General features: G+C 67.2%; 37 protein-coding genes. 34 read left to right on the top strand and 3 right to left on the bottom strand.

Going from position 1 to position 24,317, the window contains the following annotated elements:
* Nucleotides 1-15: 15 nt before the first annotated feature.
* From rpsJ to truA, 33 genes are all read left to right on the top strand, one after another.
* On the top strand, nucleotides 16-321 hold the full coding sequence (gene rpsJ / locus BBK82_RS17555) for a 30S ribosomal protein S10 (protein ID WP_003938093.1): 306 nt from the start codon (nucleotides 16-18) through the stop codon (nucleotides 319-321).
* Nucleotides 322-348: 27 nt separating this feature from the next.
* Nucleotides 349-999 carry a 50S ribosomal protein L3 gene (gene rplC, locus BBK82_RS17560; protein ID WP_065915970.1) on the top strand — a complete coding sequence of 217 codons (651 nt, stop codon included), beginning with the start codon at nucleotides 349-351 and terminating at the stop codon, nucleotides 997-999.
* Nucleotides 999-1,685 (top strand): 50S ribosomal protein L4, encoded by a 687-nt coding sequence (rplD, locus tag BBK82_RS17565; protein ID WP_065915971.1) that lies wholly within the window; start codon nucleotides 999-1,001, stop codon nucleotides 1,683-1,685. The genes rplC and rplD overlap by 1 nt, the downstream gene beginning before the upstream one ends.
* Nucleotides 1,682-1,981 (top strand): 50S ribosomal protein L23, encoded by a 300-nt coding sequence (rplW, locus tag BBK82_RS17570; protein ID WP_065915972.1) that lies wholly within the window; start codon nucleotides 1,682-1,684, stop codon nucleotides 1,979-1,981. Before rplD ends, rplW begins: the two co-directional genes overlap by 4 nt.
* Before the next feature lie 19 nt (nucleotides 1,982-2,000).
* A complete protein-coding gene (gene rplB / locus BBK82_RS17575; protein ID WP_065915973.1) occupies nucleotides 2,001-2,834 on the top strand; it encodes a 50S ribosomal protein L2 in 834 nt (277 codons plus the stop codon).
* An 18-nt stretch (nucleotides 2,835-2,852) separates the two neighbouring features.
* Nucleotides 2,853-3,134, top strand: a complete 282-nt coding sequence (gene rpsS / locus BBK82_RS17580) for a 30S ribosomal protein S19 (protein WP_030478300.1) — start codon at nucleotides 2,853-2,855, stop codon at nucleotides 3,132-3,134.
* 34 nt (nucleotides 3,135-3,168) lie between these two features.
* Nucleotides 3,169-3,567 carry a 50S ribosomal protein L22 gene (gene rplV, locus BBK82_RS17585; protein WP_030473463.1) on the top strand — a complete coding sequence of 133 codons (399 nt, stop codon included), beginning with the start codon at nucleotides 3,169-3,171 and terminating at the stop codon, nucleotides 3,565-3,567.
* Nucleotides 3,567-4,400 carry a 30S ribosomal protein S3 gene (gene rpsC / locus BBK82_RS17590; protein WP_053733145.1) on the top strand — a complete coding sequence of 278 codons (834 nt, stop codon included), beginning with the start codon at nucleotides 3,567-3,569 and terminating at the stop codon, nucleotides 4,398-4,400. The genes rplV and rpsC overlap by 1 nt, the downstream gene beginning before the upstream one ends.
* Nucleotides 4,401-4,403: 3 nt before the next feature.
* The gene (gene rplP, locus BBK82_RS17595; RefSeq protein WP_030473461.1) at nucleotides 4,404-4,823 is read left to right on the top strand and encodes a 50S ribosomal protein L16; all 420 of its coding nucleotides are present in this window, start codon (nucleotides 4,404-4,406) and stop codon (nucleotides 4,821-4,823) included.
* Nucleotides 4,823-5,065, top strand: a complete 243-nt coding sequence (rpmC, locus tag BBK82_RS17600; RefSeq protein ID WP_053733144.1) for a 50S ribosomal protein L29 — start codon at nucleotides 4,823-4,825, stop codon at nucleotides 5,063-5,065. Before rplP ends, rpmC begins: the two co-directional genes overlap by 1 nt.
* Nucleotides 5,062-5,343 (top strand): 30S ribosomal protein S17, encoded by a 282-nt coding sequence (rpsQ, locus tag BBK82_RS17605; RefSeq protein ID WP_065915974.1) that lies wholly within the window; start codon nucleotides 5,062-5,064, stop codon nucleotides 5,341-5,343. The genes rpmC and rpsQ overlap by 4 nt, the downstream gene beginning before the upstream one ends.
* 70 nt (nucleotides 5,344-5,413) lie before the next feature.
* A complete protein-coding gene (gene rplN, locus BBK82_RS17610; protein WP_030473458.1) occupies nucleotides 5,414-5,782 on the top strand; it encodes a 50S ribosomal protein L14 in 369 nt (122 codons plus the stop codon).
* A gap of 2 nt (nucleotides 5,783-5,784) precedes the next feature.
* The gene (gene rplX, locus BBK82_RS17615) at nucleotides 5,785-6,099 is read left to right on the top strand and encodes a 50S ribosomal protein L24 (RefSeq protein ID WP_030473457.1); all 315 of its coding nucleotides are present in this window, start codon (nucleotides 5,785-5,787) and stop codon (nucleotides 6,097-6,099) included.
* A gap of 2 nt (nucleotides 6,100-6,101) precedes the next feature.
* The gene (rplE, locus tag BBK82_RS17620; RefSeq protein WP_065915975.1) at nucleotides 6,102-6,665 is read left to right on the top strand and encodes a 50S ribosomal protein L5; all 564 of its coding nucleotides are present in this window, start codon (nucleotides 6,102-6,104) and stop codon (nucleotides 6,663-6,665) included.
* Between the two features lie 4 nt (nucleotides 6,666-6,669).
* Nucleotides 6,670-6,855: a type Z 30S ribosomal protein S14 gene (locus BBK82_RS17625; protein ID WP_030473455.1), complete on the top strand. Its 186-nt coding sequence runs from the start codon at nucleotides 6,670-6,672 to the stop codon at nucleotides 6,853-6,855.
* A 117-nt stretch (nucleotides 6,856-6,972) separates the two neighbouring features.
* Complete coding sequence (rpsH, locus tag BBK82_RS17630) at nucleotides 6,973-7,371, top strand: 30S ribosomal protein S8 (RefSeq protein ID WP_030473454.1); 399 nt, start codon at nucleotides 6,973-6,975, stop codon at nucleotides 7,369-7,371.
* Nucleotides 7,372-7,383: 12 nt separating this feature from the next.
* Nucleotides 7,384-7,923, top strand: coding sequence for a 50S ribosomal protein L6 (gene rplF / locus BBK82_RS17635; RefSeq protein WP_065915976.1), 540 nt, complete (start codon nucleotides 7,384-7,386; stop codon nucleotides 7,921-7,923).
* Nucleotide 7,924: 1 nt separating this feature from the next.
* Complete coding sequence (gene rplR, locus BBK82_RS17640) at nucleotides 7,925-8,326, top strand: 50S ribosomal protein L18 (protein ID WP_065915977.1); 402 nt, start codon at nucleotides 7,925-7,927, stop codon at nucleotides 8,324-8,326.
* 34 nt (nucleotides 8,327-8,360) lie between these two features.
* A complete protein-coding gene (gene rpsE / locus BBK82_RS17645; RefSeq protein ID WP_053733140.1) occupies nucleotides 8,361-8,969 on the top strand; it encodes a 30S ribosomal protein S5 in 609 nt (202 codons plus the stop codon).
* 2 nt (nucleotides 8,970-8,971) lie between these two features.
* Complete coding sequence (gene rpmD / locus BBK82_RS17650; protein WP_065921153.1) at nucleotides 8,972-9,157, top strand: 50S ribosomal protein L30; 186 nt, start codon at nucleotides 8,972-8,974, stop codon at nucleotides 9,155-9,157.
* Nucleotides 9,154-9,594, top strand: a complete 441-nt coding sequence (rplO, locus tag BBK82_RS17655) for a 50S ribosomal protein L15 (protein WP_065915978.1) — start codon at nucleotides 9,154-9,156, stop codon at nucleotides 9,592-9,594. Before rpmD ends, rplO begins: the two co-directional genes overlap by 4 nt.
* Before the next feature lie 661 nt (nucleotides 9,595-10,255).
* Nucleotides 10,256-11,569, top strand: coding sequence for a preprotein translocase subunit SecY (secY, locus tag BBK82_RS17660; protein ID WP_065921154.1), 1,314 nt, complete (start codon nucleotides 10,256-10,258; stop codon nucleotides 11,567-11,569).
* Nucleotides 11,570-12,130, top strand: coding sequence for an adenylate kinase (locus tag BBK82_RS17665; protein ID WP_065915979.1), 561 nt, complete (start codon nucleotides 11,570-11,572; stop codon nucleotides 12,128-12,130). It begins immediately after the preceding gene.
* A gap of 53 nt (nucleotides 12,131-12,183) precedes the next feature.
* On the top strand, nucleotides 12,184-12,957 hold the full coding sequence (map, locus tag BBK82_RS17670) for a type I methionyl aminopeptidase (protein ID WP_065915980.1): 774 nt from the start codon (nucleotides 12,184-12,186) through the stop codon (nucleotides 12,955-12,957).
* A 96-nt stretch (nucleotides 12,958-13,053) separates the two neighbouring features.
* On the top strand, nucleotides 13,054-13,227 hold the full coding sequence (locus BBK82_RS50280) for a hypothetical protein (RefSeq protein ID WP_154697364.1): 174 nt from the start codon (nucleotides 13,054-13,056) through the stop codon (nucleotides 13,225-13,227).
* A gap of 260 nt (nucleotides 13,228-13,487) precedes the next feature.
* Nucleotides 13,488-13,709 carry a translation initiation factor IF-1 gene (gene infA, locus BBK82_RS17675; protein WP_005166804.1) on the top strand — a complete coding sequence of 74 codons (222 nt, stop codon included), beginning with the start codon at nucleotides 13,488-13,490 and terminating at the stop codon, nucleotides 13,707-13,709.
* 25 nt (nucleotides 13,710-13,734) lie between these two features.
* Nucleotides 13,735-13,848 (top strand): 50S ribosomal protein L36, encoded by a 114-nt coding sequence (gene rpmJ / locus BBK82_RS17680; protein ID WP_010148647.1) that lies wholly within the window; start codon nucleotides 13,735-13,737, stop codon nucleotides 13,846-13,848.
* A 217-nt stretch (nucleotides 13,849-14,065) separates the two neighbouring features.
* Complete coding sequence (gene rpsM / locus BBK82_RS17685) at nucleotides 14,066-14,446, top strand: 30S ribosomal protein S13 (RefSeq protein WP_053733134.1); 381 nt, start codon at nucleotides 14,066-14,068, stop codon at nucleotides 14,444-14,446.
* A gap of 37 nt (nucleotides 14,447-14,483) precedes the next feature.
* On the top strand, nucleotides 14,484-14,891 hold the full coding sequence (rpsK, locus tag BBK82_RS17690) for a 30S ribosomal protein S11 (RefSeq protein ID WP_065915981.1): 408 nt from the start codon (nucleotides 14,484-14,486) through the stop codon (nucleotides 14,889-14,891).
* A 23-nt stretch (nucleotides 14,892-14,914) separates the two neighbouring features.
* Complete coding sequence (gene rpsD / locus BBK82_RS17695) at nucleotides 14,915-15,520, top strand: 30S ribosomal protein S4 (protein WP_030472035.1); 606 nt, start codon at nucleotides 14,915-14,917, stop codon at nucleotides 15,518-15,520.
* A 148-nt stretch (nucleotides 15,521-15,668) separates the two neighbouring features.
* Entirely contained in the window at nucleotides 15,669-16,727 is a 1,059-nt protein-coding gene (locus BBK82_RS17700; protein ID WP_053733132.1) for a DNA-directed RNA polymerase subunit alpha, read from the top strand.
* Between the two features lie 51 nt (nucleotides 16,728-16,778).
* Nucleotides 16,779-17,354, top strand: coding sequence for a 50S ribosomal protein L17 (gene rplQ, locus BBK82_RS17705; RefSeq protein ID WP_065915982.1), 576 nt, complete (start codon nucleotides 16,779-16,781; stop codon nucleotides 17,352-17,354).
* A gap of 59 nt (nucleotides 17,355-17,413) precedes the next feature.
* Nucleotides 17,414-18,202, top strand: coding sequence for a tRNA pseudouridine(38-40) synthase TruA (truA, locus tag BBK82_RS17710; RefSeq protein ID WP_218920628.1), 789 nt, complete (start codon nucleotides 17,414-17,416; stop codon nucleotides 18,200-18,202).
* Nucleotides 18,203-18,530: 328 nt separating this feature from the next.
* Here truA and BBK82_RS17715 read toward each other — a convergent pair whose 3' ends face one another.
* The 3 genes from BBK82_RS17715 to eccE all read right to left on the bottom strand — a co-directional run bounded on the left by BBK82_RS17715 (nucleotide 18,531) and on the right by eccE (nucleotide 22,365).
* The gene (locus BBK82_RS17715; RefSeq protein WP_065915984.1) at nucleotides 18,531-20,093 is read right to left on the bottom strand and encodes a S8 family peptidase; all 1,563 of its coding nucleotides are present in this window, start codon (nucleotides 20,091-20,093) and stop codon (nucleotides 18,531-18,533) included.
* Between the two features lie 338 nt (nucleotides 20,094-20,431).
* A complete protein-coding gene (locus tag BBK82_RS17720) occupies nucleotides 20,432-21,160 on the bottom strand; it encodes a hypothetical protein (protein ID WP_065915985.1) in 729 nt (242 codons plus the stop codon).
* On the bottom strand, nucleotides 21,157-22,365 hold the full coding sequence (eccE, locus tag BBK82_RS17725) for a type VII secretion protein EccE (protein ID WP_065915986.1): 1,209 nt from the start codon (nucleotides 22,363-22,365) through the stop codon (nucleotides 21,157-21,159). Before eccE ends, BBK82_RS17720 begins: the two co-directional genes overlap by 4 nt.
* Before the next feature lie 270 nt (nucleotides 22,366-22,635).
* Between eccE and eccB the strand changes: the two genes are divergently transcribed.
* Entirely contained in the window at nucleotides 22,636-24,267 is a 1,632-nt protein-coding gene (gene eccB, locus BBK82_RS17730) for a type VII secretion protein EccB (protein ID WP_065915987.1), read from the top strand.
* Nucleotides 24,268-24,317 lie beyond the last annotated feature (50 nt).

The raw sequence follows: 24,317 nt of genomic DNA on the forward strand, positions 1-24,317 counted from the left end.
GAACGGCAAGCCATCATGGCGGGACAAAAGATCCGCATCCGGCTCAAGGCCTACGACCACGAGGCGATCGACGCGTCTGCGCGCAAGATCGTTGAGACCGTGACGCGCACCGGCGCTCGGGTTGTCGGGCCCGTGCCGCTGCCCACTGAGAAGAACGTGTACTGCGTCATCCGCTCGCCGCACAAGTACAAGGACTCGCGCGAGCACTTCGAGATGCGCACGCACAAGCGGCTGATCGACATCCTCGACCCGACGCCGAAGACGGTTGACGCGCTCATGCGCATCGACCTGCCGGCCAGCGTCGACGTCAACATCCAGTAAGCGTTGGGCGCGGAGAGTAACGGACCAATGTCTGACAGGCAGATGAAGGGCATCCTGGGCACCAAGCTCGGCATGACTCAGGTCTTCGACGAGAACAACCGGGTCGTCCCGGTGACCGTCGTCAGGGCTGAGCCCAATGTCGTGACCCAGGTTCGCACCGAGGAGAAGGACGGCTACACCGCCGTCCAGCTGGCGGCCGGCGCGATTGACCCGCGCAAGGTCAACAAGCCCGTCGCGGGGCACTTCGCCAAGGCCGGGGTCACGCCCCGTCGCCACCTGGTGGAGCTGCGCACGGCGGACGCCGGCGAGTACACGGTCGGCCAGGAGATCACCGCTGAGGTGTTCGAGGCCGGCGCTGTTGTCGACATCACCGGCACCAGCAAGGGCAAGGGCACCGCAGGTGTCATGAAGCGCCACAACTTCCGGGGTCTCGGCTCCAGCCACGGCACCCAGCGCAAGCACCGCTCGCCGGGTTCCATCGGCGGCTGCGCCACCCCGGGTCGCGTCTTCAAGGGTCTGCGCATGGCCGGCCGCATGGGCCACGTGCGCGTCACGACCCAGAACCTGAAGGTGCACAAGATCGACGCGGAGAACGGCCTGCTGCTCATCAAGGGCGCCGTTCCCGGTCCCAAGGGCGGTCTGGTGTTCGTCAAGACGGCCGCGAAGGGTGGTGCCTGATGTCGACGGTTGAGATCCGTACGCCGGACGGCCAGTCCGCCGGCACGGTCGAGCTCCCCTCGGCTGTTTTCGACGCGCAGGCGAACGTCGCGCTGCTGCACCAGGTCGTCGTGGCCCAGCAGGCCGCCGCGCGCCAGGGCACGCACTCGACGAAGACCCGCGGCGAGGTGTCCGGTGGTGGCAAGAAGCCGTACCGCCAGAAGGGCACCGGTCGCGCCCGCCAGGGTTCGACGCGTGCGCCGCAGTTCGCCGGCGGTGGCGTCGTCCACGGCCCGCAGCCGCGTGACTACTCGCAGCGGACGCCCAAGAAGATGAAGGCCGCCGCTCTGCGCGGTGCCCTCTCCGACCGGGCCCGCGCCAACCAGGTGCACGTCGTGTCCGGCCTGGTGGACGGGGACACCCCGTCGACCAAGACCGCGCGCAAGGTCCTGGAGTCGGTCACCCAGGCCCGTCGTGTTCTCGTGGTGCTCAACCGCACCGACGAGGTCTCGTGGGTCAGCGTGCGCAACTTGCAGCACGTGCACGTGATCGCACCCGACCAGCTCAACACCTACGACGTGCTCGTCAACGACGACGTGGTGTTCACCAAGGACTCGCTCGACGTGTTCCTCGCCAGCAAGGCCCAGTCGGGTTCTGGCTCGGCTGAGGCCACGGCGACCGTGGTGGACGAGGAGGCCTCGAAGTGATCCCCGACCACAGGGACATCTTGCTCGCGCCGGTGATCTCCGAGAAGTCCTACGGACTGCTCGAGGAGAACAAGTACACCTTCCTGGTGGCGCCGGGTTCGAACAAGACCCAGATCAAGATCGCCGTGGAGAAGGTCTTCGGCGTGAAGGTCGTCAGCGTCAACACCATCAACCGGCAGGGCAAGCGCAAGCGCACCCGCACCGGGTTCGGCAAGCGCAAGGACACGAAGCGCGCGATCGTGACGCTGTCGGCTGACAGCAAGGCGATCGAGATCTTCGGCGGCCCTGCCGCCTGATGACGAGGACTGCGTAGAGATGGGCATTCGCAAGTACAAGCCGACGACCCCCGGTCGTCGCGGTGCGAGCGTCTCCGACTTCGCCGAGATCACTCGGTCGACTCCGGAGAAGTCGCTGATCCGCCCGCTGCACAAGCTGGGTGGCCGCAACGCGTCGGGCAAGATCACCACGCGGCACAAGGGTGGCGGTCACAAGCGGGCCTACCGCCTGATCGACTTCCGTCGCAACGACAAGGACGGCATCCCGGCCAAGGTCGCTCACATCGAGTACGACCCCAACCGCACCGCCCGCATCGCGCTTCTGCACTACGCCGACGGCGAGAAGCGCTACATCATCGCCCCGGAGAAGCTCAAGCAGGGTGACACGGTTGAGAACGGCCCCAAGGCCGACATCAAGCCGGGCAACAACCTGCCGCTGCGCAACATCCCGGTCGGTTCCGTGATCCACGCGATCGAGCTCCGCCCCGGCGGCGGCGCGAAGATGGCGCGCTCGGCCGGTGCCTCGGTCCAGCTCGTGGCCAAGGACGGTCCGTACGCCCAGCTGCGTCTCCCCTCGGGCGAGATCCGGAACGTGGACGTGCGCTGCCGCGCCACGCTCGGCGAGGTCGGCAACAAGGACCACCAGAACATCAACTGGGGCAAGGCCGGCCGCATGCGGTGGAAGGGCAAGAAGCCCACCGTCCGCGGTGTCGCCATGAACCCGGTCGACCACCCGCACGGTGGTGGTGAGGGCAAGACCTCCGGTGGTCGCCACCCGGTCAACCCGGCTGGTAAGCCCGAGGGTCGCACCCGCCGCCGCAAGCCAAGCGACAAGCTCATCGTCCGGCGTCGTCGCACCGGTAAGAAGCGCTGAGCAGGGAGGGAGTGAAGGATGCCTCGCAGCCTTAAGAAGGGTCCCTTCGTCGACGACCACCTGCTCAAGAAGGTGGACGTTCAGAACGAAGCGGGCAAGAAGACCGTCATCAAGACGTGGTCCCGCCGGTCCACGATCATCCCGGACATGCTGGGTCACACCATCGCGGTGCACGACGGCCGCAAGCACGTCCCGGTGTTCGTGACCGAGGCGATGGTCGGGCACAAGCTGGGCGAGTTCGCCCCGACCCGCACCTTCAAGGGTCACATCAAGGACGACCGGAAGTCTCGTCGCCGCTAGGCGCCGAACTGAGAAGAGCAAGGGAAAAGCAGCGATGAACGCCCGTAAGGACGCTGAGGCGCAGGAGTTTCCGCGCGCCGTGGCTCGGGCTCGCTACGTCCGCGACACCCCCATGAAGGTCCGTCGCGTCGTCGAGCTCATCAAGGGTCGTAACGCCAGCGAGGCCCTGGCCGTGCTCCAGTTCGCGCCCCAGGCCGCCTCTGAGCCGGTCGCGAAGGTGCTCGCCAGCGCCATGGCCAACGCCGAGAACAACCTGTCCCTGGACCCCGACACCCTCTGGGTTTCGGCGGCCTTTGTGGACGAGGGTCCGACCCTCAAGCGTTTCCGCCCGCGTGCCCAGGGCCGCGCGTACCGGATCCGCAAGCGGACGTCGCACATCACCATCGAGGTGGAGTCGCGTCCGAAGAAGACCAGCGCGAAGGGAACCCGGTAGTGGGCCAGAAGATCAACCCGCACGGCTTCCGGCTGGGGATCACCACCGACTGGAAGTCCCGCTGGTACGCCGACAAGCAGTACGCCGAGTACGTGGCGGAGGACGTCAAGATCCGCCGCCTGCTCAGCAAGGGCATGGAGCGTGCCGGCATCTCCAAGGTGGAGATCGAGCGGACCCGTGACCGGGTGCGCGTCGACATCCACACCGCCCGGCCGGGCATCGTCATCGGCCGTCGCGGTGCCGAGGCGGACCGCATCCGCGGTGAGCTGGAGAAGCTCACCAAGAAGCAGGTCCAGCTGAACATCCTCGAGGTCAAGAGCCCCGAGTCGGACGCGCAGCTCGTGGCACAGGGTGTCGCCGAGCAGCTGTCCAACCGCGTTGCCTTCCGGCGCGCGATGCGCAAGGCCATCCAGTCGGCCATGCGTTCGCCGCAGGTCAAGGGCATCCGCGTGCAGTGCGGCGGTCGCCTCGGCGGCGCCGAGATGTCCCGCTCGGAGCACTACCGCGACGGCCGCGTGCCGCTGCACACGCTCCGCGCCAACATCGACTACGGCTTCTTCGAGGCCCGCACCACGTTCGGCCGTATCGGCGTGAAGGTGTGGATCTACAAGGGCGACATCGTCGGTGGCATCTCGGCCAAGCGCGCGCTCGACGCGGCCCCGGCTCAGGGAGCCGACCGCGCCCCGCGCCGCGACCGCAACGAGCGTCCGAACCGTGCCCGTCGCTCCGGTGCCAGCGGCACCACCGCGACGAGCACCGAGGCCGGTCGTGCCGCAGCTGACGCCACGGCGTCGGCCGAGGCCCCGGCTTCTGCAGAGAAGACGGAGAGCTGAGCCATGCTCATCCCTCGTAGGGTCAAGCACCGCAAGCAGCACCACCCCAAGCGGTCGGGTGCTGCCAAGGGCGGCACGAAGGTCACCTTCGGTGAGTACGGCATCCAGGCTCTCGAGCCGGCCTACGTCACCAACAGGCAGATCGAGTCCGCTCGTATCGCCATCACGCGCCACATCCGCCGTGGCGGCAAGGTCTGGATCAACATCTTCCCGGACCGTCCGCTGACGAAGAAGCCGGCCGAGACCCGCATGGGTTCCGGTAAGGGTTCGCCGGAGTGGTGGGTGGCCAACGTCAAGCCGGGTCGCGTCCTCTTCGAGATGGCCTTCCCGAACGAGCAGGTGGCCCGCGAGGCGCTCCGCCGCGCGATCCACAAGCTCCCGATGAAGTGCCGCATCGTTACGCGTGAGGGTGGTGAGTTCTGATGGCAGCGGGTACCACCGCTTCCGAGCTGCGTGAGCTCACCGAGGAAGAGCTCGTGTTGCGTCTGAAGGAGTCGAAGGAAGAGCTCTTCAACCTTCGCTTCCAGATGGCCACGGGCCAGCTCGACAACAACCGGCGGCTGCGCACGGTCCGGCACGAGATCGCCCGGATCTACACCGTGATGCGGGAGCGGGAGCTCGGGCTCTCCGTCACGCCGGATTCCACTGGTGAGGGTGCGGCATGACCGAAAGCAACGAAGTCCAGACCGAGAAGCGCAACGACCGCAAGGTCCGTGAGGGCCTCGTCGTGTCCGACAAGATGGACAAGACGATCGTGGTCGCGCTCGAGGACCGCAAGAAGCACCCGCGTTACTCCAAGATCATGCGCTCCACCACCAAGGTGAAGGTGCACGACGAGGAGAACGCGGCGGGCATCGGCGACCGCGTCCTGCTCATGGAGACCCGGCCGCTGTCGGCGACCAAGCGCTGGCGCCTCGTCGAGATCCTCGAGAAGGCCAAGTAGTTCTTCTACAGACAGACCGAGCCCGTCGGGTCGGAAATCCGGCGGGCCAGGAATGGTCAGGAGCAAGTAAGTGATTCAGCAGGAGTCGCGACTTCGTGTCGCCGACAACACCGGTGCGAAGGAAATCCTTTGCATCCGTGTTCTCGGTGGCTCGGGTCGCCGCTACGCGGGCATCGGCGACATCATCGTCGCGACCGTCAAGGACGCGATCCCCGGTGCCGGCGTGAAGAAGGGTGACGTCGTCAAGGCCGTCATCGTCCGCACCGTCAAGGAGCGCCGTCGCGCGGATGGCTCGTACATCCGCTTCGACGAGAACGCCGCCGTGCTCATCAAGAACGACAACGAGCCGCGCGGTACCCGCATCTTCGGCCCGGTCGGTCGCGAGCTGCGTGACAAGAAGTTCATGAAGATCATCTCGCTGGCTCCGGAGGTGCTCTGACCATGAAGGTGAAGAAGGGCGACACGGTCGTCGTCATCGCCGGCAAGGACAAGGGCGCGAAGGGCAAGGTCATCCAGGCCTACCCGGAGACCGGCAAGGTCCTGGTCGAGGGCGTCAACCGGATCAAGAAGCACACCCGGATCACGCAGACCCAGCGCGGCGCGCAGTCCGGTGGCATCGTGACCCAGGAAGCCCCGATCAACGTCTCCAACGTGATGGTGGTCGACTCGGACGGCAAGCCGACCCGTGTTGGTTACCGGACGAACGACGAGGGCAAGCGGGTCCGCATTTCCCGTCGTAACGGGAAGGACATCTGATCATGACTACCGCAGAGAAGATCATCCCGCGGCTCAAGACGCGCTACCGCGACGAGATCAAGGGCGAGCTGCAGAAGCAGTTCTCCTTTGGCAACGTCATGCAGATCCCGGGCGTCGTGAAGGTCGTCGTCAACATGGGTGTCGGCGACGCCGCCCGTGACGGCAAGCTGATCGACGGTGCCGTCAAGGACCTCTCGATCATCACCGGTCAGCGCCCCGAGGTCCGTCGGGCCCGCAAGTCCATCGCGCAGTTCAAGCTGCGCGAGGGCATGCCGATCGGCGCGCGCGTCACGCTGCGCGGCGACCGCATGTGGGAGTTCCTGGACCGCCTGCTGACGATCGCGCTGCCCCGCATCCGCGACTTCCGCGGCCTGTCGGGCAAGCAGTTCGACGGCAACGGCAACTACACGTTCGGTCTGAACGAGCAGTCGATGTTCCACGAGATCGACCCCGACTCGATCGACCGTCCCCGCGGCATGGACATCACCGTCGTCACCACCGCCACGAACGACGAGGAGGGCCGGGCGCTGCTGAAGCTCCTGGGCTTCCCGTTCAAGGAGAACTGAGTCGATGGCCAAGAAGGCGTTGATCAACAAGGCCGCGAAGAAGCCGAAGTTCAAGGTCCGGGGCTACACCCGGTGCCAGCGTTGCGGCCGCCCCCACGCGGTGTTCCGCAAGTTCGGCCTCTGCCGGATCTGCCTGCGCGAGATGGCTCACCGCGGTGAGCTGCCTGGCGTGAGCAAGTCCAGCTGGTAATTCAGAGCATCATTACTTCGCTGTAGGCCCGCACGCGACCGTCCAGTCCTCCCTCCGGGGAGGGCTGGTCTGGACCCCGAGCGGCGAACCGCAGCGAGAAAGGTTGACCAGGTCACCATGACGATGACCGACCCGATCGCAGACATGCTCACTCGTCTGCGGAACGCGAATTCGGCTTACCACGACAAGGTCGTGATGCCGCACTCGAAGCTGAAGGCCAACATCGCCGAGATCCTCAAGCGCGAGGGCTACATCGCCTCGTACCGCGACGAGGAGGGCGAGGTCGCGAAGAACCTCGTCGTCGAGCTGAAGTACGGCCCGAACCGCGAGCGCAGCATCGCCGGCCTCCGCCGCGTGTCGAAGCCGGGCCTGCGCGTGTACGCGAAGTCCACCGGCCTGCCCCGAGTTCTCGGCGGCCTCGGCGTGGCGATCATTTCGACCTCTGGCGGTCTCATGACCGACCGCCAGGCCAACAAGGCAGGCGTGGGCGGAGAAGTCCTCGCCTACGTTTGGTAAGGGGGAGTAGACATGTCGCGCATCGGTAAGCAGCCGATCATTGTCCCCTCCGGGGTCGACGTGAACATCGCCGGCCAGGACGTCAGCATCAAGGGCCCGAAGGGCACCCTGTCGCTGACGATCGCTGAGCCGATCAGCCTGGAGAAGGCTGAGGACGGCACTCTCGAGGTCAAGCGTCCGAACGACGAGCGTCGCAACCGCGCGCTCCACGGCCTGTCGCGCACGCTGGTGCACAACATGGTCGTCGGTGTGACCCAGGGTTACGAAAAGAAGATGGAGATCCACGGCGTCGGTTACCGCGTCGCGCTCAAGGGCTCTGAGCTCGAGTTCGCGCTCGGTTACTCGCACCCCGTCAAGGTGGAGGCCCCCGCGGGCATCACCTTCGCGGTCGAGACCCCGACCCGCTTCTCCGTCTCGGGTATCGACAAGCAGCTGGTCGGTGAGGTCGCCGCCAACATCCGCAAGCTGCGCAAGCCCGACCCGTACAAGGGCAAGGGCGTCCGGTACTCGGGCGAGAAGATCCGTCGCAAGGTCGGAAAGACGGGTAAGTGACATGAGCGAGTCGACTGTTACGAAGCGCAAGCCGGTGGGCAAGGACATCTCCACCAGGCGCCGTGTTGCCAAGGCCCGTCGCCACTTCCGCCTCCGCAAGAAGGTCAGCGGCACCGCCGAGCGCCCGCGCCTGGTCGTGCACCGGTCGTCGAAGCACATCACCGTGCAGATCATCGACGACCTCAAGGGCCACACGGTCGCGTCCGCTTCCTCCATGGAGGCCGACGTCCGTGCCCTGGACGGCGACAAGAAGGCCCGCGCGGCCAAGGTCGGCCAGCTGGCCGCGGCCCGTGCCAAGGACGCCGGCGTCAACGCGGTCGTGTTCGACCGCGGCGGCAACGCGTACCACGGCCGCATCGCCGCTCTGGCTGACGCCGCTCGCGAGGCGGGGCTGGAGTTCTGACAATGATCATTTCTGGAATTGAGAGGGACGCCTGATGCCAGGACGTACGCGTCGCGAAGGCGGCGGGGGCGAGCGCGGAGAGCGCCGCGACCGTCGTGACGGCGGCCGCGGCGGCGCGGCCCAGGAGAAGACCCCCCACCTCGAGCGCGTGGTTGCGATCAACCGCGTCTCCAAGGTGGTCAAGGGTGGTCGTCGCTTCAGCTTCACCGCGCTCGTCGTGGTGGGCGACGGCGACGGCATGGTCGGCGTCGGCTACGGCAAGGCCAAGGAAGTTCCCGCGGCCATCGCCAAGGGTGTCGAGGAAGCGAAGAAGAACTTCTTCCGCGTGCCTCGCATCGCCGGCACCATCCCGCACCCGATCCAGGGTGAGAAGGCCGCCGGTGTGGTCCTGCTGCGTCCGGCCTCGGCCGGTACCGGTGTCATCGCGGGTGGCGCCGTCCGCGCCGTCCTCGAGTGCGCCGGCGTGCACGACGTGCTGTCGAAGTCCCTGGGCTCCGACAACGCGATCAACATCGTGCACGCGACCGTGGCGGCCCTCAAGGGCCTGCAGCGTCCCGAAGAGGTCGCGGCCCGTCGTGGCCTGCCCCTCGAGGACGTCGCTCCCGCCGGCATGATCCGCGCCCGCGCGGGCCAGGGGGTGTGATCATGGCTCAGCTCAAGATCACCCAGGTCCGCAGCACCATCGGCACCAAGCACAACCACCGCGAGTCGATCCGGACCCTCGGGCTCGGCAAGATCCGCAAGTCGGTCGTGCGTGAGGACTCTCCCCAGGTCCGCGGCTTGATCCACGCCGTGCGCCACCTGGTGGAGGTCGAGGAGGTCCAGTCGTGACCATCAAGATCCACGACCTGCGTCCCGCCCCCGGCGCCAAGACCGCCAAGACCCGCGTCGGTCGTGGTGAGGGCTCCAAGGGCAAGACGTCCGGCCGCGGTACGAAGGGCACGGGCGCTCGCAAGAACGTCTCGCCGCGCTTCGAAGGTGGCCAGATGCCGCTGCAGATGCGGCTGCCCAAGATGAAGGGCTTCAAGAACCCGTTCCGCACGGAGTACCAGGTCGTGAATGTCTCCGACATCGCTGCCTCGTTCCCCGAGGGTGGGTCCGTCGACGTCGCCGCGCTGGTGCTGGCCGGGCTGGTCCGCAAGGGCTCGCTCGTCAAGGTGCTGGGCGATGGTGAGGTCAGCGTGAAGCTGGACGTCACCGCGAACAAGTTCTCCAAGACCGCTGTGGAGAAGATCGCTGCTGCGGGTGGGACGACCACGGTCGCCTGATCCCGCATGGTCTGAAGGGCCCTGAGGCTTCGCCTCGGGGCCCTTCAGTGTTCCTGGGGCTCCGCCCCAGACCCCGACACTCCCAAAGAAGCCCTCCACCTCCGCCACTCTCAGGTAGATGGCACGCCTGTTCCGTAGAGCGGCCGCCGGTTGCGTCGTTGGTTGCGTTGCGGTGATGCCTTCCCCGTCTAGCACCCCAGAGCGGGCCCGGCAGACGATTGGAGCGCTAGACGGGGAAGCCACCACCGCCGCGCTTCGCGCGAAGAGCTTCAGGACTCGGCATTCGTCGTGGCTTTTCGTCTCGCCTTCGGCTCGATCAAGAGCAGGCGTCTGCGGCGCGGCGATTCTGCGGGTAGCTGAACTTTGGGGTGGCTCGACGGGAACACCGGAGCCCCGGCTGGCGTTCGCCTGGGGCTGTCGTGGCTGCTCGTAGCACGGAATGTCCGGGTTGACTACCCCGGATGGGTGAGTGGTCGGGGCAGAGATCAACCGAGTTGAACCTGTGATTGGCCACTGGGTACGACCAGGTCGTGGGGGGCTGTTAGTGTTGCGGGCTGAACCCGGATGTCCTCCGGGTTGCTTGGTCGTGGCTACCTACCTCGGCCCTGCCATCTACCGCATGTGCCGGTCCCTGGGGGTCGGCAACGCTCAGGAGGTTCGCGTGCTCGGCGCATTCCGCTCGGCTCTCGCGACGCCGGATCTACGCAAGAAGATCCTGTTCACGCTCGGGATCATCATTGTGTACCGGCTTGGTGCGACCATGCCCGCGCCGGGCGTGTCCTTCAAGAACGTGCGGGCGTGTGCTGAGCAGCTTGAAGGCCAGAACATCTACTCGCTGATCAACCTGTTCAGCGGTGGCGCGCTGCTCAACCTGTCGGTGTTCGCGCTGGGGATCATGCCCTACATCACCGCGAGCATCATCATCCAGTTGCTCACCGTGGTGATCCCGCGGTTCGAGCAGCTGAAGAAGGAAGGGCAGGCCGGGCAGGGCAAGCTCACGCAGTACACCCGCTACCTGACCATCGGGCTCGCGATCCTGCAGTCCACCGGTCTGGTCGCGCTGGCGGTGCGCGGGCAGCTGTTCGGTGAGTGCGACCAGGACGTCATCCCCGCCAAGGACAGCATCTTCACGCTGATCGTCATGGTCATCGTGATGACGGCGGGTACCTCGGTCATCATGTGGCTGGGCGAGCTCATCACCGAGAAGGGCATCGGCAACGGCATGTCGTTGCTGATCTTCACCGGTATCGCCGCCCGGATCCCGGCCGAGGGCAAGAACATCTGGGACAAGGACCAGAGCCGCATCACGTTCGTCCTGGTCTGCATCGCTGCTCTGATCATCATCGCGAGCGTCATCTACGTCGAGCAGGCCCAGCGCCGGATTCCGGTGCAGTACGCCAAGCGCATGATCGGGCGCCGCATGTACGGCGGCACCTCGACCTACCTCCCGCTCAAGGTGAACCAGGCCGGCGTCATCCCGGTCATCTTCGCTTCGTCGCTGCTCTACTTGCCGGACCTGATCGTCCGCCTCACGAACTCGACCGGTGAGCCGAACTGGTTCACGACGTTCGTGCAGACCTACCTGGTCAAGCAGTCGAGCTGGGTGCACATCAGCGCCTACTTCCTGCTGATCGTCTTCTTCACGTACTTCTACGTCGGCATCACGTTCAACCCGGACGAGCGTGCTGACGAGATGAAGAAGTTCGGTGGCTTCATCCCCGGGATCCGACCCGGTCGTCCCACCGCCGAGTACCTGAAGTTCGTGCTGGGTCGCATCACGCTTCCCGGCTCGCTCTACCTCGGCATCGTGGCGATCCTGCCGAACCTGTTCCTCGACATCACGAGCGAGGGCCAGAACCAGAACTTCCCGTTCGGCGGTACCGCGGTTCTGATCATGGTCGGTGTCGGTCTCGACACCGTGAAGCAGATCGAGAGCCAGCTCATGCAGCGCAATTACGAAGGGTTCCTCCGCTAGATGCGACTCGTTCTCGTTGGCCCGCCCGGAGCGGGCAAGGGCACTCAGGCCGAGGTGCTGAGCACCAAGCTCGGCGTGCCGCACATCTCGACGGGCGACCTCTTCAGGTCACACATCAGCAACCAGACCGAGCTCGGGCTGGAGGTGCAGAGCATCCTCGACGAGGGCGCTCTCGTGCCCGACAGCATCACGAACGAGATGGTGCGCAAGCGCTTGGCCGAGTCCGACGCCGCGGACGGCTTCCTGCTCGACGGGTTCCCCCGCAACGTGGCGCAGGCCGACAAGCTCGGCGAGTTCCTGTCCGTCGGCGGGCACGGGCTCGACGCGGTGCTGGAGTTCCGGGTCGACGAGGACGTCGTGGTCGAGCGGTTGCTGGCGCGCGGGCGCACGGATGACAAGGAAGACGTCATCCGGCACCGGCAGCAGGTGTACCGCAACGAGACCGCGCCGCTGCTCGACTACTACGCGGACAAGGTCATCACCATCGACGCCGTCGGTGAGATCGATGAAATCAGTGAGCGGGCCCTCGCTGCGCTGCACGCGCTGCGCGGCGAGAAGTGACCGGTGGACTGCTCGACCGACTCCGGTCCCTCGTTTCCCCAGGCAGTGAAAGCATGATCGAGATCAAGACCCGCGGCCAGCTGGAGGCCATGCGCGCCTCCGGCCTGGTCGTGGCCAGCGCCCTGCGCAACGTCGTCGACGCGGTGAAGGTCGGTGTCTCCACGCAGGAGCTCGACGAGATCGCCGAGCAGACCATCCGCGACGCCGGCGCCGTCCCGTCGTTCAAGGGCTACAACGGCTTCCCGGCGAGCATCTGCGCGTCGGTGAACGAGCAGATCGTCCACGGCATCCCCAGCAGCAAGCAGGTGCTGGCCGAGGGCGACCTCATCTCCATCGACTGCGGTGCCATCCTCGACGGCTGGCACGGCGACTCGGCGGTCACCGTGGGCGTCGGCGAGCTCTCGCCGGCCGACCACAAGCTCTCCGAGGCGACCAGGCTGTCGATGCTCGCGGGCATCGAGGCCGCGCTGCCCGGCGGCAGGCTCACCGACATCTCGTTCGCCATCGAGGCATCGGCCATCGAGTCGGGCGAGCGCGACGGCATCGAGTACGGCATCGTCGCGGACTACGGCGGCCACGGCATCGGCACCAAGATGCACATGGACCCGTTCCTGCCGAACTACGGCAAGCCTGGCAAGGGCCCGAAGCTCAAGGTCGGCATGGCCATCGCGATCGAGCCGATGCTCACGCTCGGCACGGACGACTCGCAGGAGCTGGAGGACGGCTGGACCGTCATCACGCTCGACGGGACGCGTGCCGCGCACTGGGAGCACACGGTCGCGATCACCGAGGAAGGTCCCTGGGTGCTCACCGCGCCCGAGGAGTGAGCCCGGCACCACCGCAGAACGTCTTCGGCGCGGCCCCCGTCTCCACGTGAGGCGGGGGCCGCGCCGTCGTGCGTCCGGACTTCGTACGTCGAAGCAGTGACTCGCATCACCGAGGTGCACGACGCCGTCGTGCGCGATCGGGAGGTGCGGCTGAAGTCCGGACCGGAGGCCGCGGAGACGCGCGGCCGACGATCCGGCGGCGCCGCGCTCAACAGCGCAGCTCAGCGGTGCTCTGACGACACCCTGTACGGGAGGCGCGTCATCGCTTGACGCGTCCGCGCGCTGCGGTCGGTGTTGGGGTTGTACGAGACCGAGAACAGCCGGATCGGCACGCTGCGGTCGTGGCTGGAGAGCTGCGCGCGCCGGGGTGGCGGAGTCGGCAGGGCCCGATTTGGGTTGCCGGAGTGAACTGCGTACACTGGTCAGGTGGCGCATCTGTAGCGCCGGTTCTGTCGTGCCCTCCGAGGTGAGATCGAGCCGGGGTGAAACGCGTCCAAAGGTTATTATCACCGTCACGAAACGCGGAGGACATGGGCAAGAAGGACGGGGCCATTGAGGTCGAGGGCCGCGTAGTCGAGCCGCTCCCCAACGCGATGTTCCGCGTCGAGTTGGAGAACGGTCACAAGGTACTCGCGCACATCAGCGGCAAGATGCGTCAGCACTACATCCGCATCCTCCCTGAGGACCGGGTTGTCGTGGAGCTCTCGCCCTACGACCTGTCCCGCGGGCGCATCGTCTACCGCTACAAGTGACCTCCAATAGCAGGAGACTTCAGGCGTGAAGGTCCAGCCGAGCGTCAAGAAGATCTGCGACAAGTGCAAGGTGATCCGCCGTCACGGCCGGGTCATGGTGATCTGCGAGAACCTGCGCCACAAGCAGCGCCAGGGCTGAGCAGCTCCACCACGCGCTCGTCGAGATCTTCGATGACGCAGTAACGAGAAACTCCTCGCACCTGCCGCACGCAGGGCTTCAAGCGTGCGGACACCCCCGGATTCCAGGCCGGGGCCGGGACACCGGCTGTGAGAGCAGCCGGAACGACACAGCGAGTCAGTCGCCGGAACTGGGCGAGGAGCAGACCTGGAAGTAATCGACAGGAGCTAACCGCCACATGGCACGACTCGCTGGCGTCGACCTCCCCCGCGAAAAGCGGATGGAGATCGCGCTCACCTACATCTTCGGCATCGGCCGCACCCGTTCCAAGGAGGTGCTGGCCGCCACGTCGATCTCGCCCGACCTCCGGGTGAAGGATCTGACGGACGATGACGTCGCCACTCTGCGGGACTACATCGAGAACAACTTCAAGGTCGAGGGTGACCTCCGTCGCGAGGTCGCGGCCGACATCCGTCGCAAGATGGAGATCGGCTGCTACGCGGGTCTTCGGCACCGTCGCGGCCTGCCCGTTCGCGGACAGCGCACGAAGACGAACGCTCGTACCCGCAAGGGTCCGAAGAAGACCGTGGCCGGCAAGAAGAAGGCCGGCAAGAAGTAAGACCTCGGGTCTGCTGCCCTCAACTTAGGAGTTTGTTTTGCCACCGAAGTCCCGTCAGGGCGCCGGGGTCAAGAAGATCCGGCGCAAGGAAAAGAAGAACGTCTCGCACGGCCAGGCGCACATCAAGAGCACGTTCAACAACACCATCGTGTCCATCACGGACCCGCTGGGCAACGTGATCTCGTGGGCCTCCGCCGGCCACGTCGGTTTCAAGGGTTCTCGCAAGTCCACGCCGTTCGCGGCGCAGATGGCTGCCGAGAACGCCGCCCGCAAGGCCGCAGAGCACGGCATGCGCAAGGTGGACGTGTTCGTCAAGGGTCCCGGCTCCGGCCGTGAGACCGCGATCCGTTCGCTGCAGGCCGCCGGTCTCGAGGTCGGCACCATCCAGGACGTGACCCCGCAGCCCCACAACGGCTGCCGCCCGCCCAAGCGGCGCCGGGTCTGAGGCACGGGGAGGAGTAAGAACTAATGGCTCGTTACACGGGACCCGCGACGCGCATCTCGCGCCGCCTGAAGGTCGACCTCGTTGGTGGGGACCAGGCGTTCGAGCGCCGTCCGTACCCGCCCGGCCAGCACGGCCGCGGCCGGGTGAAGGAGTCCGAGTACCTGCTGCAGCTCCAGGAGAAGCAGAAGGCTCGGTACACCTACGGCGTGCTCGAGAAGCAGTTCGTCCGCTACTACAAGGAAGCGGTTCGTCGCCCGGGCAAGACCGGTGAGAACCTGCTCCAGATCCTCGAGGCCCGCCTCGACAACGTGGTGTACCGCGCGGGCCTCGCCCGCACGCGTCGCCAGGCTCGCCAGCTGGTCAGCCACGGGCACTTTCTGGTCAACGGCCACAAGGTGAACATCCCGAGCTACCAGGTGTCGAAGTTCGACATCATCGACGTGAAGCCGAAGTCGATGCCGACGCTGCCCTTCGAGGCCGCTCGCGCGTCGTTCGGTGACCGCCCGATCCCGGCTTGGCTGCAGGTCGTTCCCTCGAACCTGCGCATCCTCGTGCACCAGCTGCCCGAGCGCGCGCAGATCGACACGCCTGTCACCGAGCAGCTCATCGTCGAGCTCTACTCGAAGTGATCCTCTCTCGGTGGCTGTCCCACGTGGACGGTCACCGAGGTCGGGTCCCGCATCGGCGCGAAGGGTGTGCCGAGTGCGTTTGCCGGTCTCCGCACCGGCGTCGTGACGGCGTCAAATAGCGGGCGTCGTTGTAGAAAGGTTGAACCCAGTGCTGATTTCCCAGCGCCCCTCGCTCGGCGAGGAAGCGGTCTCCGAGACCCGTTCCCGGTTCGTCATCGAACCGCTGGAGCCGGGCTTCGGTTACACGCTCGGCAACTCGATCCGCCGCACGCTGCTCTCGTCGATCCCCGGTGCTGCTGTCACGAGCATCCGCATCGACGGCGTGCTGCACGAGTTCACCACGGTTCCCGGGGTGAAGGAGGACGTCACCGACGTCATCCTGAACCTGAAGGAGCTCGTCGTCTCGTCCGAGGAGGACGAGCCGGTGACCATGTACCTGCGCAAGCAGGGCCCCGGTGTGGTGACCGCGGGCGACATCGTGCCTCCGGCCGGTGTCACCGTGCACAACCCCGACCTGCACATCGCGACCCTGAACGGCAAGGGGAAGCTGGAGATCGAGCTCGTCGTCGAGCGCGGTCGCGGCTACGTCCCGGCTGTCCAGAACAAGCAGGCGGGCGCCGAGATCGGCCGCATCCCCGTCGACTCGATCTACTCGCCGGTTCTCAAGGTGACGTACAAGGTCGAGGCGACGCGTGTTGAGCAGCGGACGGACTTCGACAAGCTGATCCTCGACGTGGAGACCAAGCCCTCGATCACCCCGAGGGACGCGGTCGCCTCCGCGGGCAAGACCCTGGTGGAGCTGTTCGGCCTCGCTCGCGAGCTGAACATCGACGCCGAGGGCATCGAGATCGGCCCGTCGCCGGCCGAGGCCGACACCATCGCCGCGTTCGCGATGCCGATCGAGGACCTGGACCTCACGGTCCGGTCTTACAACTGCTTGAAGCGGGAAGGCATCCACACCGTCGGCGAGCTGGTTTCGCGCAGCGAAGCGGACCTGCTGGACATCCGCAACTTCGGTGCGAAGTCGATCGACGAGGTCAAGATGAAGCTCGTCGGCCTCGGCCTCGCGCTGAAGGACTCGCCTCCTGGGTTCGACCCGTCCGCCGCCGCGTCGGACTACCACCCGTCCGACACGGGCTGGGGTGCCGGCGCTGGCCTGGACCCCCACGACGACGGCCAGGACTACGCGGAGACCGAGCAGCTCTGACGCTCTGATCTCAGAGCTAGAGGATCGCAACAGTTACTACAGGAGCAAGCGATGCCCACCCCTACCAAGGGCCCCCGGCTCGGTGGGTCTCCGGCGCACGAGCGGTTGCTGCTCGCCAACCTGGCGACGGCGCTGTTCCAGCACGGCCGGATCAAGACCACTGAGGCGAAGGCGAAGCGGCTGCGTCCGTACGCCGAGAAGATCATCAGCAAGGCGAAGGCCGGCGACCTGCACAACCGCCGCGAGATCATGAAGCTGATCCGCGACAAGGACGTCGTGCACAAGCTGATCGCCGAGATCGGTCCGTTCTTCAGCGACCGTTCCGGTGGCTACACCCGCATCACCAAGACGCTGGCGCGCAAGGGCGACAACGCCCCCATGGCCATCATCGAGCTGGTGCAGCAGAAGCTCGTCTCCACCGAGGCCGAGGCTGCGCGCAAGACCAAGTTCGCCAAGGACGAGAAGCCGGCCGAGACCGCCGTCGTCGACCAGGACGCTGACGCGCCCGAGTCCGCGACGAAGGACGCTGCCGACGAGCCCGCCGAGGGTGCTGTCGAGGTCGACGGCGAGCCGTCGGCCGAGGACGTCAAGGCGGAAGAGGCCAAGGACAAGAAGGACGAGTCCTGAGCGGTTCTCCTGCTGACGAGCCCGCCGTTCCCGCTTCCGGGGGCGGCGGGCTCGTTCGTGTGCGCCTCGACCTGGCCTACGACGGCACCGAGTTCTCCGGCTGGGCCCGCCAACCCTCCCGCCGCACCGTCTGCGGCGTCCTCGAGGACACCATGTCCATGGTGCTGCGCGAGGACGTCTCCCTGACCGTGGCCGGCCGCACCGACGCAGGCGTCCACGCCACCGGCCAGGTGGCCCACGTCGACCTGCCGTCGTCGGTGGACGTTCCCGCGCTGCCGAAGCGCTTGGCTCGAGCCCTTCCCACCGACGTGCGGGTGTTCTCGGCGCGGGTGGTTCCTGCTGCCTTTGACGCGCGGTTTTCGGCGCTGCGGCGGCATTACGAGTACCGCGTCACCGATGCTGCCTTTGGTGCGCACCCGTTGCGGCGGCTGGACACGCTGGCTTGGCCGCGTGCTCTGGACGTTGCCGCGATGAATGCTGCGGCTGAGTTGTTGCTGGGGGAGCACGACTTTTGCGCGTTTTGCAAGCGGCGTGAGGGGGCTACGACGATTCGCGAGCTTCAGCGGTTGTCGTTGTCGCGCGGCGATGACGGTGTGATCACGGCGTTTGTGTCCGCGGATGCCTTTTGCCACTCGATGGTTCGGTCGCTCATCGGGGCGTTGCTGGCTGTTGGGGAGGGGCGGAAGGGTGTGGAGTGGCCTGGGTCGTTGCTGTCGCTGCACGGGCGGGCCAGTGGGGTGACGGTGGCGCCGGCGCACGGGTTGTCGTTGGTGCGGGTGGATTTTCCGGGGGATGGGGAGTTGGGGGCTCGGGCTGAGGCGACGCGGCGGGTGCGGACGTTGTCGTAAGACGACGGGGCGCTTAGACGGCGCGATTTACCGATAGCGCCTAGACGGCGCGTTCAAACCGTGGTCGATCACCTTGAGTGCGTGGTTGAGCGGGCACTGGCCGAAATTTTTGGGTTCATCGCCGCTTCGCGATGCCGGTGGGTGTACCGCTGCCCGTCGCTGAAGGTTCAAAAGCCTCGCCTTCGGCTGCCCGCAGTGCCTTCAGCGGCAGCCTCGCGACCCCGCCCTCCATCCGCGTGTCCATCCCGCTGACCACCAGCGCCTGCCCAACAAGGGAGGAGCCCCCGGCTGTTACCGGGGGCTCCGAGGGGTGGAGAGAAGGCAGCGGTTACAGGTCGAGCGTCCACGAGTCGATGTGGCCCGTGTCCTGGCGGTACAGGTCACGCACCTGCAGCTGCCACGTGCCGTTGGCGTCCTCGGTGGCGACGTTGACCGGGTAGGTGGCGTTGATGTCGTCGGTGCTGTCGTTGCTGCTGGCGGTCTTGAGCAGCTTCACGGTGCCGGAGGGGGCGATGAGGGCCAGTTCCAGGTCGCCGCGGTAGGTGTGCTTGATCGCGACCTTGACGGTGGCGGTGGAGGTGGCCTTGCCGTTGCACTCGGCGATGGTGATGGGGGAGGTCACCGAGTTGGCGTCGGGGATGGCGGTGTCGGTGTCGTTGGTGGCTGCCGGGCACTGGCCGGGCGGGTTGCCGGGGGTGGTGCCGGTGATGTGGAGGAGCTTGTTCGGGGAGCCGGTGCCCGGGTTGGTGACGACGTCGGGGGTGGCGTTCTCGACGAGGGCGTCGCGGACCTGTTGCGGGGTGGCGGTGGGGGAGGAGCCGAGGAACACGGCTGCGGCGCCGACCACGTGCGGGGTGGCCATGGAGGTGCCGGAGATGGTGTTGGTGGCGTTGTCGTCGGTCAGCCAGGCGCTGGTGATGGCGGTGCCCGGCGCGAAGATGTCGAGGCAGGTGCCGATGTTCGAGAAGCCGGAGCGCACGTCGGTGCGTTCGGTGGAGCCGACGGTGATGGCTTCCGGGGTGCGGGCCGGGGAGGTGTTGCAGGCGTTGGAGCCGTTGTCGTTGCCCGCGGCGAGGCCGTAGGTGACGCCGGCGGCGATCGAGCGCTTCACGGCGTCGTCGACGGTCTGGTTCGCGCCGCCGCCGAGGGACATGTTGGCGACCGCGGGCTTGCGGGCCGGGTTGCCCTGCACGTCGGCGGTGACCCAGTCGATGCCCGCGATGACGCCTGCGAACGTGCCGGAGCCGGAGCAGTTGAGGACGCGGACGCCGACGAGCTTCACGTCCTTGGCCACGCCGAACCGGGTGCCGCCGACCGTGCCGGCGACGTGGGTGCCGTGGCCGTTGCAGTCGGTGGAGTCGTTGTCGTTGTCGACCGTGTCACGGCCGTGCGAGGCGCGGCCGCCGAAGTCGCTGTGGGTGATGCGGATGCCCGTGTCGATGATGTAGGCGGTGACGCCGGAACCCGCGTTCGGGTAGGTGAAGCTGTTGTCCAGCGGGAGCGCGCGCTGGTCGATGCGGTCGATGCCCCACGACGGGGTCGGCGTCTGGGTGTCGGAGATGCGGACCTCGGCGTCCTGCTCGACATAGGCGACGCTCGGGTCCCCGGCCAGCCGGCGTGCGGCGGATTCGGACATCTTCGCGGAGAAACCGCGCAAAGCGGACTTGTACGTGTGCTTTACCTGAGCGTCATACTTTGCGCTGAGGTTCTCGACGCTTGCGGTGCTGAAGTCCTTCAGCACCACGATGTAGTTGTCCTTGACCGCGTTGGACGCACCGAGGTTGCGAATCTCCCCCTCGGGCGCAGCGGTGGCGGAGACGGAGGTCAGCGCGAGCGCCGTGCCGGCTACCAGTCCGATTCCAGCCGCTCGTCTGAGCCACGATTCACCCATAGCAGCGTGCTCCCTCGTCGCAGGGTCGTGCAGGTGCAACTTTTCCTAGTGGCGGGGAAGGATTTCGCACAAGAAGTTCTGCGGATTGAGACGCGATCGGCCATTCCACAGATTTCACGCGGATGTGAATGAGTTAGTGCGCCGGGTCTATGGACAGAACAATTCGCTCAGAACGGGTGAGCGATCCGGGACGGCGGCGAATGGAGTGCTACCGATAGGCCGTTTGTCTCCAGAGCACGCCGCAATGGCGGCCCTTTTCGGAACGCGTGAGAACGACAGCGCCCAAACGACAGCGCCCCCGAACGGTGATCCGTTCGGGGGCGCCGGTCGTCGTGTCCTCAGTCGCCGCGGCGGACCGCTCCGAGGATCTGCTGTTCGGTGGGCGTCGTGTACAGGCGCAGGTGCGCCCACATGTCCTGGCCCATCGCGATGACCTGGTCGTCCTTCAGCTGGGTCAGCTGCTGGAACATCTGCGGCCGCAACCGCCACATCTGCCCGGCGAGCTGCGCCTGGCCCATCGGGAGGCGCTGCAGCAGCACGAGGTCCGCGTTGTTCGCCGTCGACGAGGCCTGCGGGTGCAGGTACGGCAGCACGTACATCGTCGTCTGCCACGGCGCCCGCGGCGGGAAGAGCTCCTGCGGGACGTGGCCGCCGTCGTGGATCACCAGCAGCGGCATGTCCTCGGTCGGGCGCGGCAGGTCCGCCGGCGACAACCGGCGCAGCTGCACCAGCTGGGACGGGCGGCCGTCCGGGCCCTGGCCCGCCGCGCGCACGACCGGCTGCCAGGCCTGCGGGCGGCCGGTCGCGATGATGATCCACGCGCCGGTCGCCATGGCCCGCAACGCGATCTGCCGCGCCAGGTACAGCCCGCCGACCACGACCATGCGGGTCGGGGTCGGGCGCAGCACGGACACGGTGAGCGGCTCGCCCTTGACGCCCTGGCCGAGCATCATGCCGCCACGGTCACCGCTCGGGCTGACCAGGTCGAGCATGGTCGGCGACACCAGGAACTCCGGTGCCACCGCGCCGCGGCCGCGGGTGTCCAGCAGACGGGTCGACGTGCTCATGCCACACCTCCCAGCGGCAGCGTCGCGGCGAGACCCGCGAGCTGCATGCCCCGCAACGGGGTCAGCGTGATGTCCAGCTTGTCGCTCAGCTTCGTCAGCTGGTCGTCGGCGCGGTCGAGCTCGCTCGGCGTGCGGGCGCTCACCCGCACCAGGCCGCGCAGCGAGACCTGACCGTCCTCACGCGACGGCGAGATCGACATCGCCAGCGTCGAGGACAGCGCGCGCACGCCGGTCAGCGCGTTCAGGTTGCCCTTGAGGCCCTTCGCCGGCCAGCCGGTGATCGCGTAGCTGGCGTGCCCGACACCACCCGCCGTGACACCGGACCACTTCTCCCGCAACGACACCGGGTTCGTGTTGCCGACCGCGGCGGTGAGCTCGGCTGAGGAGATCGCCGCGCGCAGCAGCTCGTCGGAGTCGAGCGGGCGGATGGTCACACCGGCGGACTCCAGCGCGTTGCGGACGCGGGACAGCGCACCGATCAACGCGCGGTGCGCACCGACGACGCCGCCGCCGCGCTCGCGGATGGCCTCGCCGCACCGGCGCGGGTCCAGCCGGACCGTGATCCACGTGGTGCGCCTGGCTGCCGCGGGCAGCGGGCCGAGCACCTCCATGTACGAGCTGACGGCCGGGGAGTTCGGCGCGAGCGCCGCGCTGCCGGGGTAGCAGTGCCAGAGCACGGTGATCGCGTCCAGCACCACGCCGCGGTCCTCCAGGCACGGTGCGAGCGCTCCCAGGGGCAGCGACGGCGCCGAGCCGACCGCGGAGATCAGCGGCGGGGTCGGGTCGACCAGCAGGACCGCGGTCCACACGCCGTCGTGCCACGACAGCGCGAGCGGGCGGCGTTCGTGGTCGACGCCCTTCGCGATCACCAGGTCGGGGATCGCCAGGCGCAGCAACGCGACGCGCGGGTCGTCGGGACCGAGCACCTGCATCTCGTCGTCACCGGGCTTGGACTCCTGCGGCGCGTCGCGGTTCGCGGTGCGGCTGTGCGAGCGGAAGTTGTACCGCAGCCGCACGCCGATCCACTGGGTCAGCCAGCGACCACGCGAACGGGTGAAGGCCAGGACCAGCGCGATCAGCAGCACGCCACCGGCGATCGACACCGAGACGACGTTGAGGTTGTCGTTCGCGTCCTTGACCCCGACGAGCGTGAGCACGAGGAGTGCGATGGCGAGACCGACCTCGATCGTGACTACGTTCGACACGGGCAAGGAGCCCAGGCTGACGCCGGCCGCTCTGCGCCGGACACGCCCGACGGGACGCGGAGGCGCAGGTGCCTGCTGGCCAGGACCCCCTGGGCCCTGCGGCCGTGCCATCCCGGGGTTCGGCCGGGGCGGATGTGGAGTGGTCACGGACATCCGTTGTGGTCTCTTTCCCCTCGGTGGTCGGTGGGCTTGGCGAACCGGCCCACGTAGCAACCTGCGTCCGGCTATCCTGCCGAACCGTACCGCGACTGGGAGAGCAGCGAGCCGAGAATGGCATCAACACCCACCACCAAGTCACAGGTCCAGGCCTACCAATTCGTCCTGCGGCGGATGCAGTCCGCTCTGGTCCGCAGAGACGCCGTGATGCTGCATGACCCCATGCGCAACCACTCCCGTGCGACATCGGTCGGTGTGATCCTCGGCATCGTCGGTCTGCTCGGCTTCCTGGTGTACGGGTTCTTCAAGCCCGCACCGCGCCTGGACAAGGAAACGCAGATCGCCATCAGCAAGGAGACCGGGCAGGTCTACGTCGTCGACAACGCGTCGTCGACACCCGTGCTGGTGCCGATGACGAACCTCGCGTCCGCACGTCTGCTCTGGTACTCGAAGTCGAACCCGGACCAGGCGCAGAGCGGTGGCGGCGACGCACCCGGCGGCCAGGTCGGCGGAGCCTCGGGTGGTGCGGCCGGCGGCGAGCCCAAGCTCGTGAGCGAGGCCGCGCTGTCCAAGTACCCGCGCGGCCGCCTCACCGGCCTGCCGGACGCACCGGACGTGCTGCCGAAGCCGAACACCCGCATCGACGCGCAGTGGTCGGTCTGCGACACCCTCGACCTGGACGCGTTCCGCAGCGACCAGTCCGCGAGCAACCAGATCAAGACCTCCGTGATCGCCGGCGTCAGCGGCGGCAACAGCGTGCTGGGCGACAACGCCGTGCTCGTGCAGCAGCGCACCGGCGCCAGGAAGGCGTACCTGATCTACAAGAAGCCCGAGGGCTTCAACATCTCGTCGTCGACGGTCCGCGCCGAGGTCGACCTCAAGGACGACAAGGTCGTCAACGCGCTGAACCTGCGCAACAAGAAGCCGCGCGCGGTCAGCACGGCGCTGCTCAACTCGATCCGCGAGGCCAACCCGCTGAAGGCGCCGGTCATCCCCAACCTGGGAAAGCCGGCCACCTACGTCACCGATGCCGACACTAAGGTGAACATCGGTGACGTCATCTCGGTCAGCCTGACCGGCACCCAGCGCTTCATGGTGGCGCTGGAGGACGGGTTCCAGGAGGTCGGCCAGACGGTCGGCGACCTGCTGCGCTGGGCGTACGCGAACAACAAGAAGGCGACCGAGCTCTCCCCGAGCGCGGTCACGGAGAACCTCGAGCCGAAGAACAAGCTCGACCTCACGCAGTACCCGGAGAAGACGCCGACCACGATCGAGGCGAACGCGAACAACGCGGTGCTGTGCCTGGGCTGGAAGGGCAAGGACTACGAGTCGCAGAACCGGACCCAGCACGCGATCGACACCTCGGTCACCATCGGTTCGGTGCTGCCGGGCCCGAAGGACATGAGCCCGGTCGCGCTCGGCGCTCCCGGTGCGGCCGGCGAGATCATCGACCAGTTCCTGATGCTGCCCGGCAAGGCGGCGGTCGTGCGGGCGAGCCAGGGCACCGGTGACTTCGGCAGCGGACCCGTCCACATCGTGACCGGTCGTGGCGTGCGCTACGGCGTTCCGGACGCGGGCACGGCGGCGGCGCTCGGGCTGGAGGGGACGTTCCCACCGGCGCCGAACGACATCCTCAACCTGTTGCCGCAGGGCCCGCAGCTCAACCGCGGCGACGCGAACCGCAGCTATGACGCGATCCCCGCGATCAAGGGTCAGATCAAGGATCCGGCGCAGCAGCAGAAGTGACGGGAACCGTTTCGGGTGCACCGCAGTCGTACGGGGTGCACCCGAGATGG

It is taken from the genome of Lentzea guizhouensis, from assembly GCF_001701025.1.
GTDB lineage: Bacteria > Actinomycetota > Actinomycetes > Mycobacteriales > Pseudonocardiaceae > Lentzea > Lentzea guizhouensis.

Bases quoted from the DNA above. Each gene is read 5' to 3' on its own strand.
- BBK82_RS17715 (WP_065915984.1), bottom strand. From the start codon at position 20,093: ATGGGTGAATCGTGGCTCAGACGAGCGGCTGGAATCGGACTGGTAGCC.
- rplP (WP_030473461.1), top strand. From the start codon at position 4,404: ATGCTCATCCCTCGTAGGGTCAAGCACCGCAAGCAGCACCACCCCAAG.
- rplD (WP_065915971.1), top strand. From the start codon at position 999: ATGTCGACGGTTGAGATCCGTACGCCGGACGGCCAGTCCGCCGGCACG.
- rplE (WP_065915975.1), top strand. From the start codon at position 6,102: ATGACTACCGCAGAGAAGATCATCCCGCGGCTCAAGACGCGCTACCGC.
- rpsD (WP_030472035.1), top strand. From the start codon at position 14,915: ATGGCTCGTTACACGGGACCCGCGACGCGCATCTCGCGCCGCCTGAAG.
- BBK82_RS17665 (WP_065915979.1), top strand. From the start codon at position 11,570: ATGCGACTCGTTCTCGTTGGCCCGCCCGGAGCGGGCAAGGGCACTCAG.
- BBK82_RS17625 (WP_030473455.1), top strand. From the start codon at position 6,670: ATGGCCAAGAAGGCGTTGATCAACAAGGCCGCGAAGAAGCCGAAGTTC.
- rpsJ (WP_003938093.1), top strand. From the start codon at position 16: ATGGCGGGACAAAAGATCCGCATCCGGCTCAAGGCCTACGACCACGAG.
- map (WP_065915980.1), top strand. From the start codon at position 12,184: ATGATCGAGATCAAGACCCGCGGCCAGCTGGAGGCCATGCGCGCCTCC.
- BBK82_RS17720 (WP_065915985.1), bottom strand. From the start codon at position 21,160: ATGAGCACGTCGACCCGTCTGCTGGACACCCGCGGCCGCGGCGCGGTG.
- rpsE (WP_053733140.1), top strand. From the start codon at position 8,361: ATGCCAGGACGTACGCGTCGCGAAGGCGGCGGGGGCGAGCGCGGAGAG.
- rpmC (WP_053733144.1), top strand. From the start codon at position 4,823: ATGGCAGCGGGTACCACCGCTTCCGAGCTGCGTGAGCTCACCGAGGAA.
- rpsM (WP_053733134.1), top strand. From the start codon at position 14,066: ATGGCACGACTCGCTGGCGTCGACCTCCCCCGCGAAAAGCGGATGGAG.
- rplB (WP_065915973.1), top strand. From the start codon at position 2,001: ATGGGCATTCGCAAGTACAAGCCGACGACCCCCGGTCGTCGCGGTGCG.
- rplQ (WP_065915982.1), top strand. From the start codon at position 16,779: ATGCCCACCCCTACCAAGGGCCCCCGGCTCGGTGGGTCTCCGGCGCAC.
- rplC (WP_065915970.1), top strand. From the start codon at position 349: ATGTCTGACAGGCAGATGAAGGGCATCCTGGGCACCAAGCTCGGCATG.
- eccB (WP_065915987.1), top strand. From the start codon at position 22,636: ATGGCATCAACACCCACCACCAAGTCACAGGTCCAGGCCTACCAATTC.
- rplR (WP_065915977.1), top strand. From the start codon at position 7,925: ATGAGCGAGTCGACTGTTACGAAGCGCAAGCCGGTGGGCAAGGACATC.
- rplX (WP_030473457.1), top strand. From the start codon at position 5,785: ATGAAGGTGAAGAAGGGCGACACGGTCGTCGTCATCGCCGGCAAGGAC.
- rplV (WP_030473463.1), top strand. From the start codon at position 3,169: ATGAACGCCCGTAAGGACGCTGAGGCGCAGGAGTTTCCGCGCGCCGTG.
- infA (WP_005166804.1), top strand. From the start codon at position 13,488: ATGGGCAAGAAGGACGGGGCCATTGAGGTCGAGGGCCGCGTAGTCGAG.
- rpsS (WP_030478300.1), top strand. From the start codon at position 2,853: ATGCCTCGCAGCCTTAAGAAGGGTCCCTTCGTCGACGACCACCTGCTC.
- rpsH (WP_030473454.1), top strand. From the start codon at position 6,973: ATGACGATGACCGACCCGATCGCAGACATGCTCACTCGTCTGCGGAAC.
- rpsQ (WP_065915974.1), top strand. From the start codon at position 5,062: ATGACCGAAAGCAACGAAGTCCAGACCGAGAAGCGCAACGACCGCAAG.
- rpmD (WP_065921153.1), top strand. From the start codon at position 8,972: ATGGCTCAGCTCAAGATCACCCAGGTCCGCAGCACCATCGGCACCAAG.
- rplF (WP_065915976.1), top strand. From the start codon at position 7,384: ATGTCGCGCATCGGTAAGCAGCCGATCATTGTCCCCTCCGGGGTCGAC.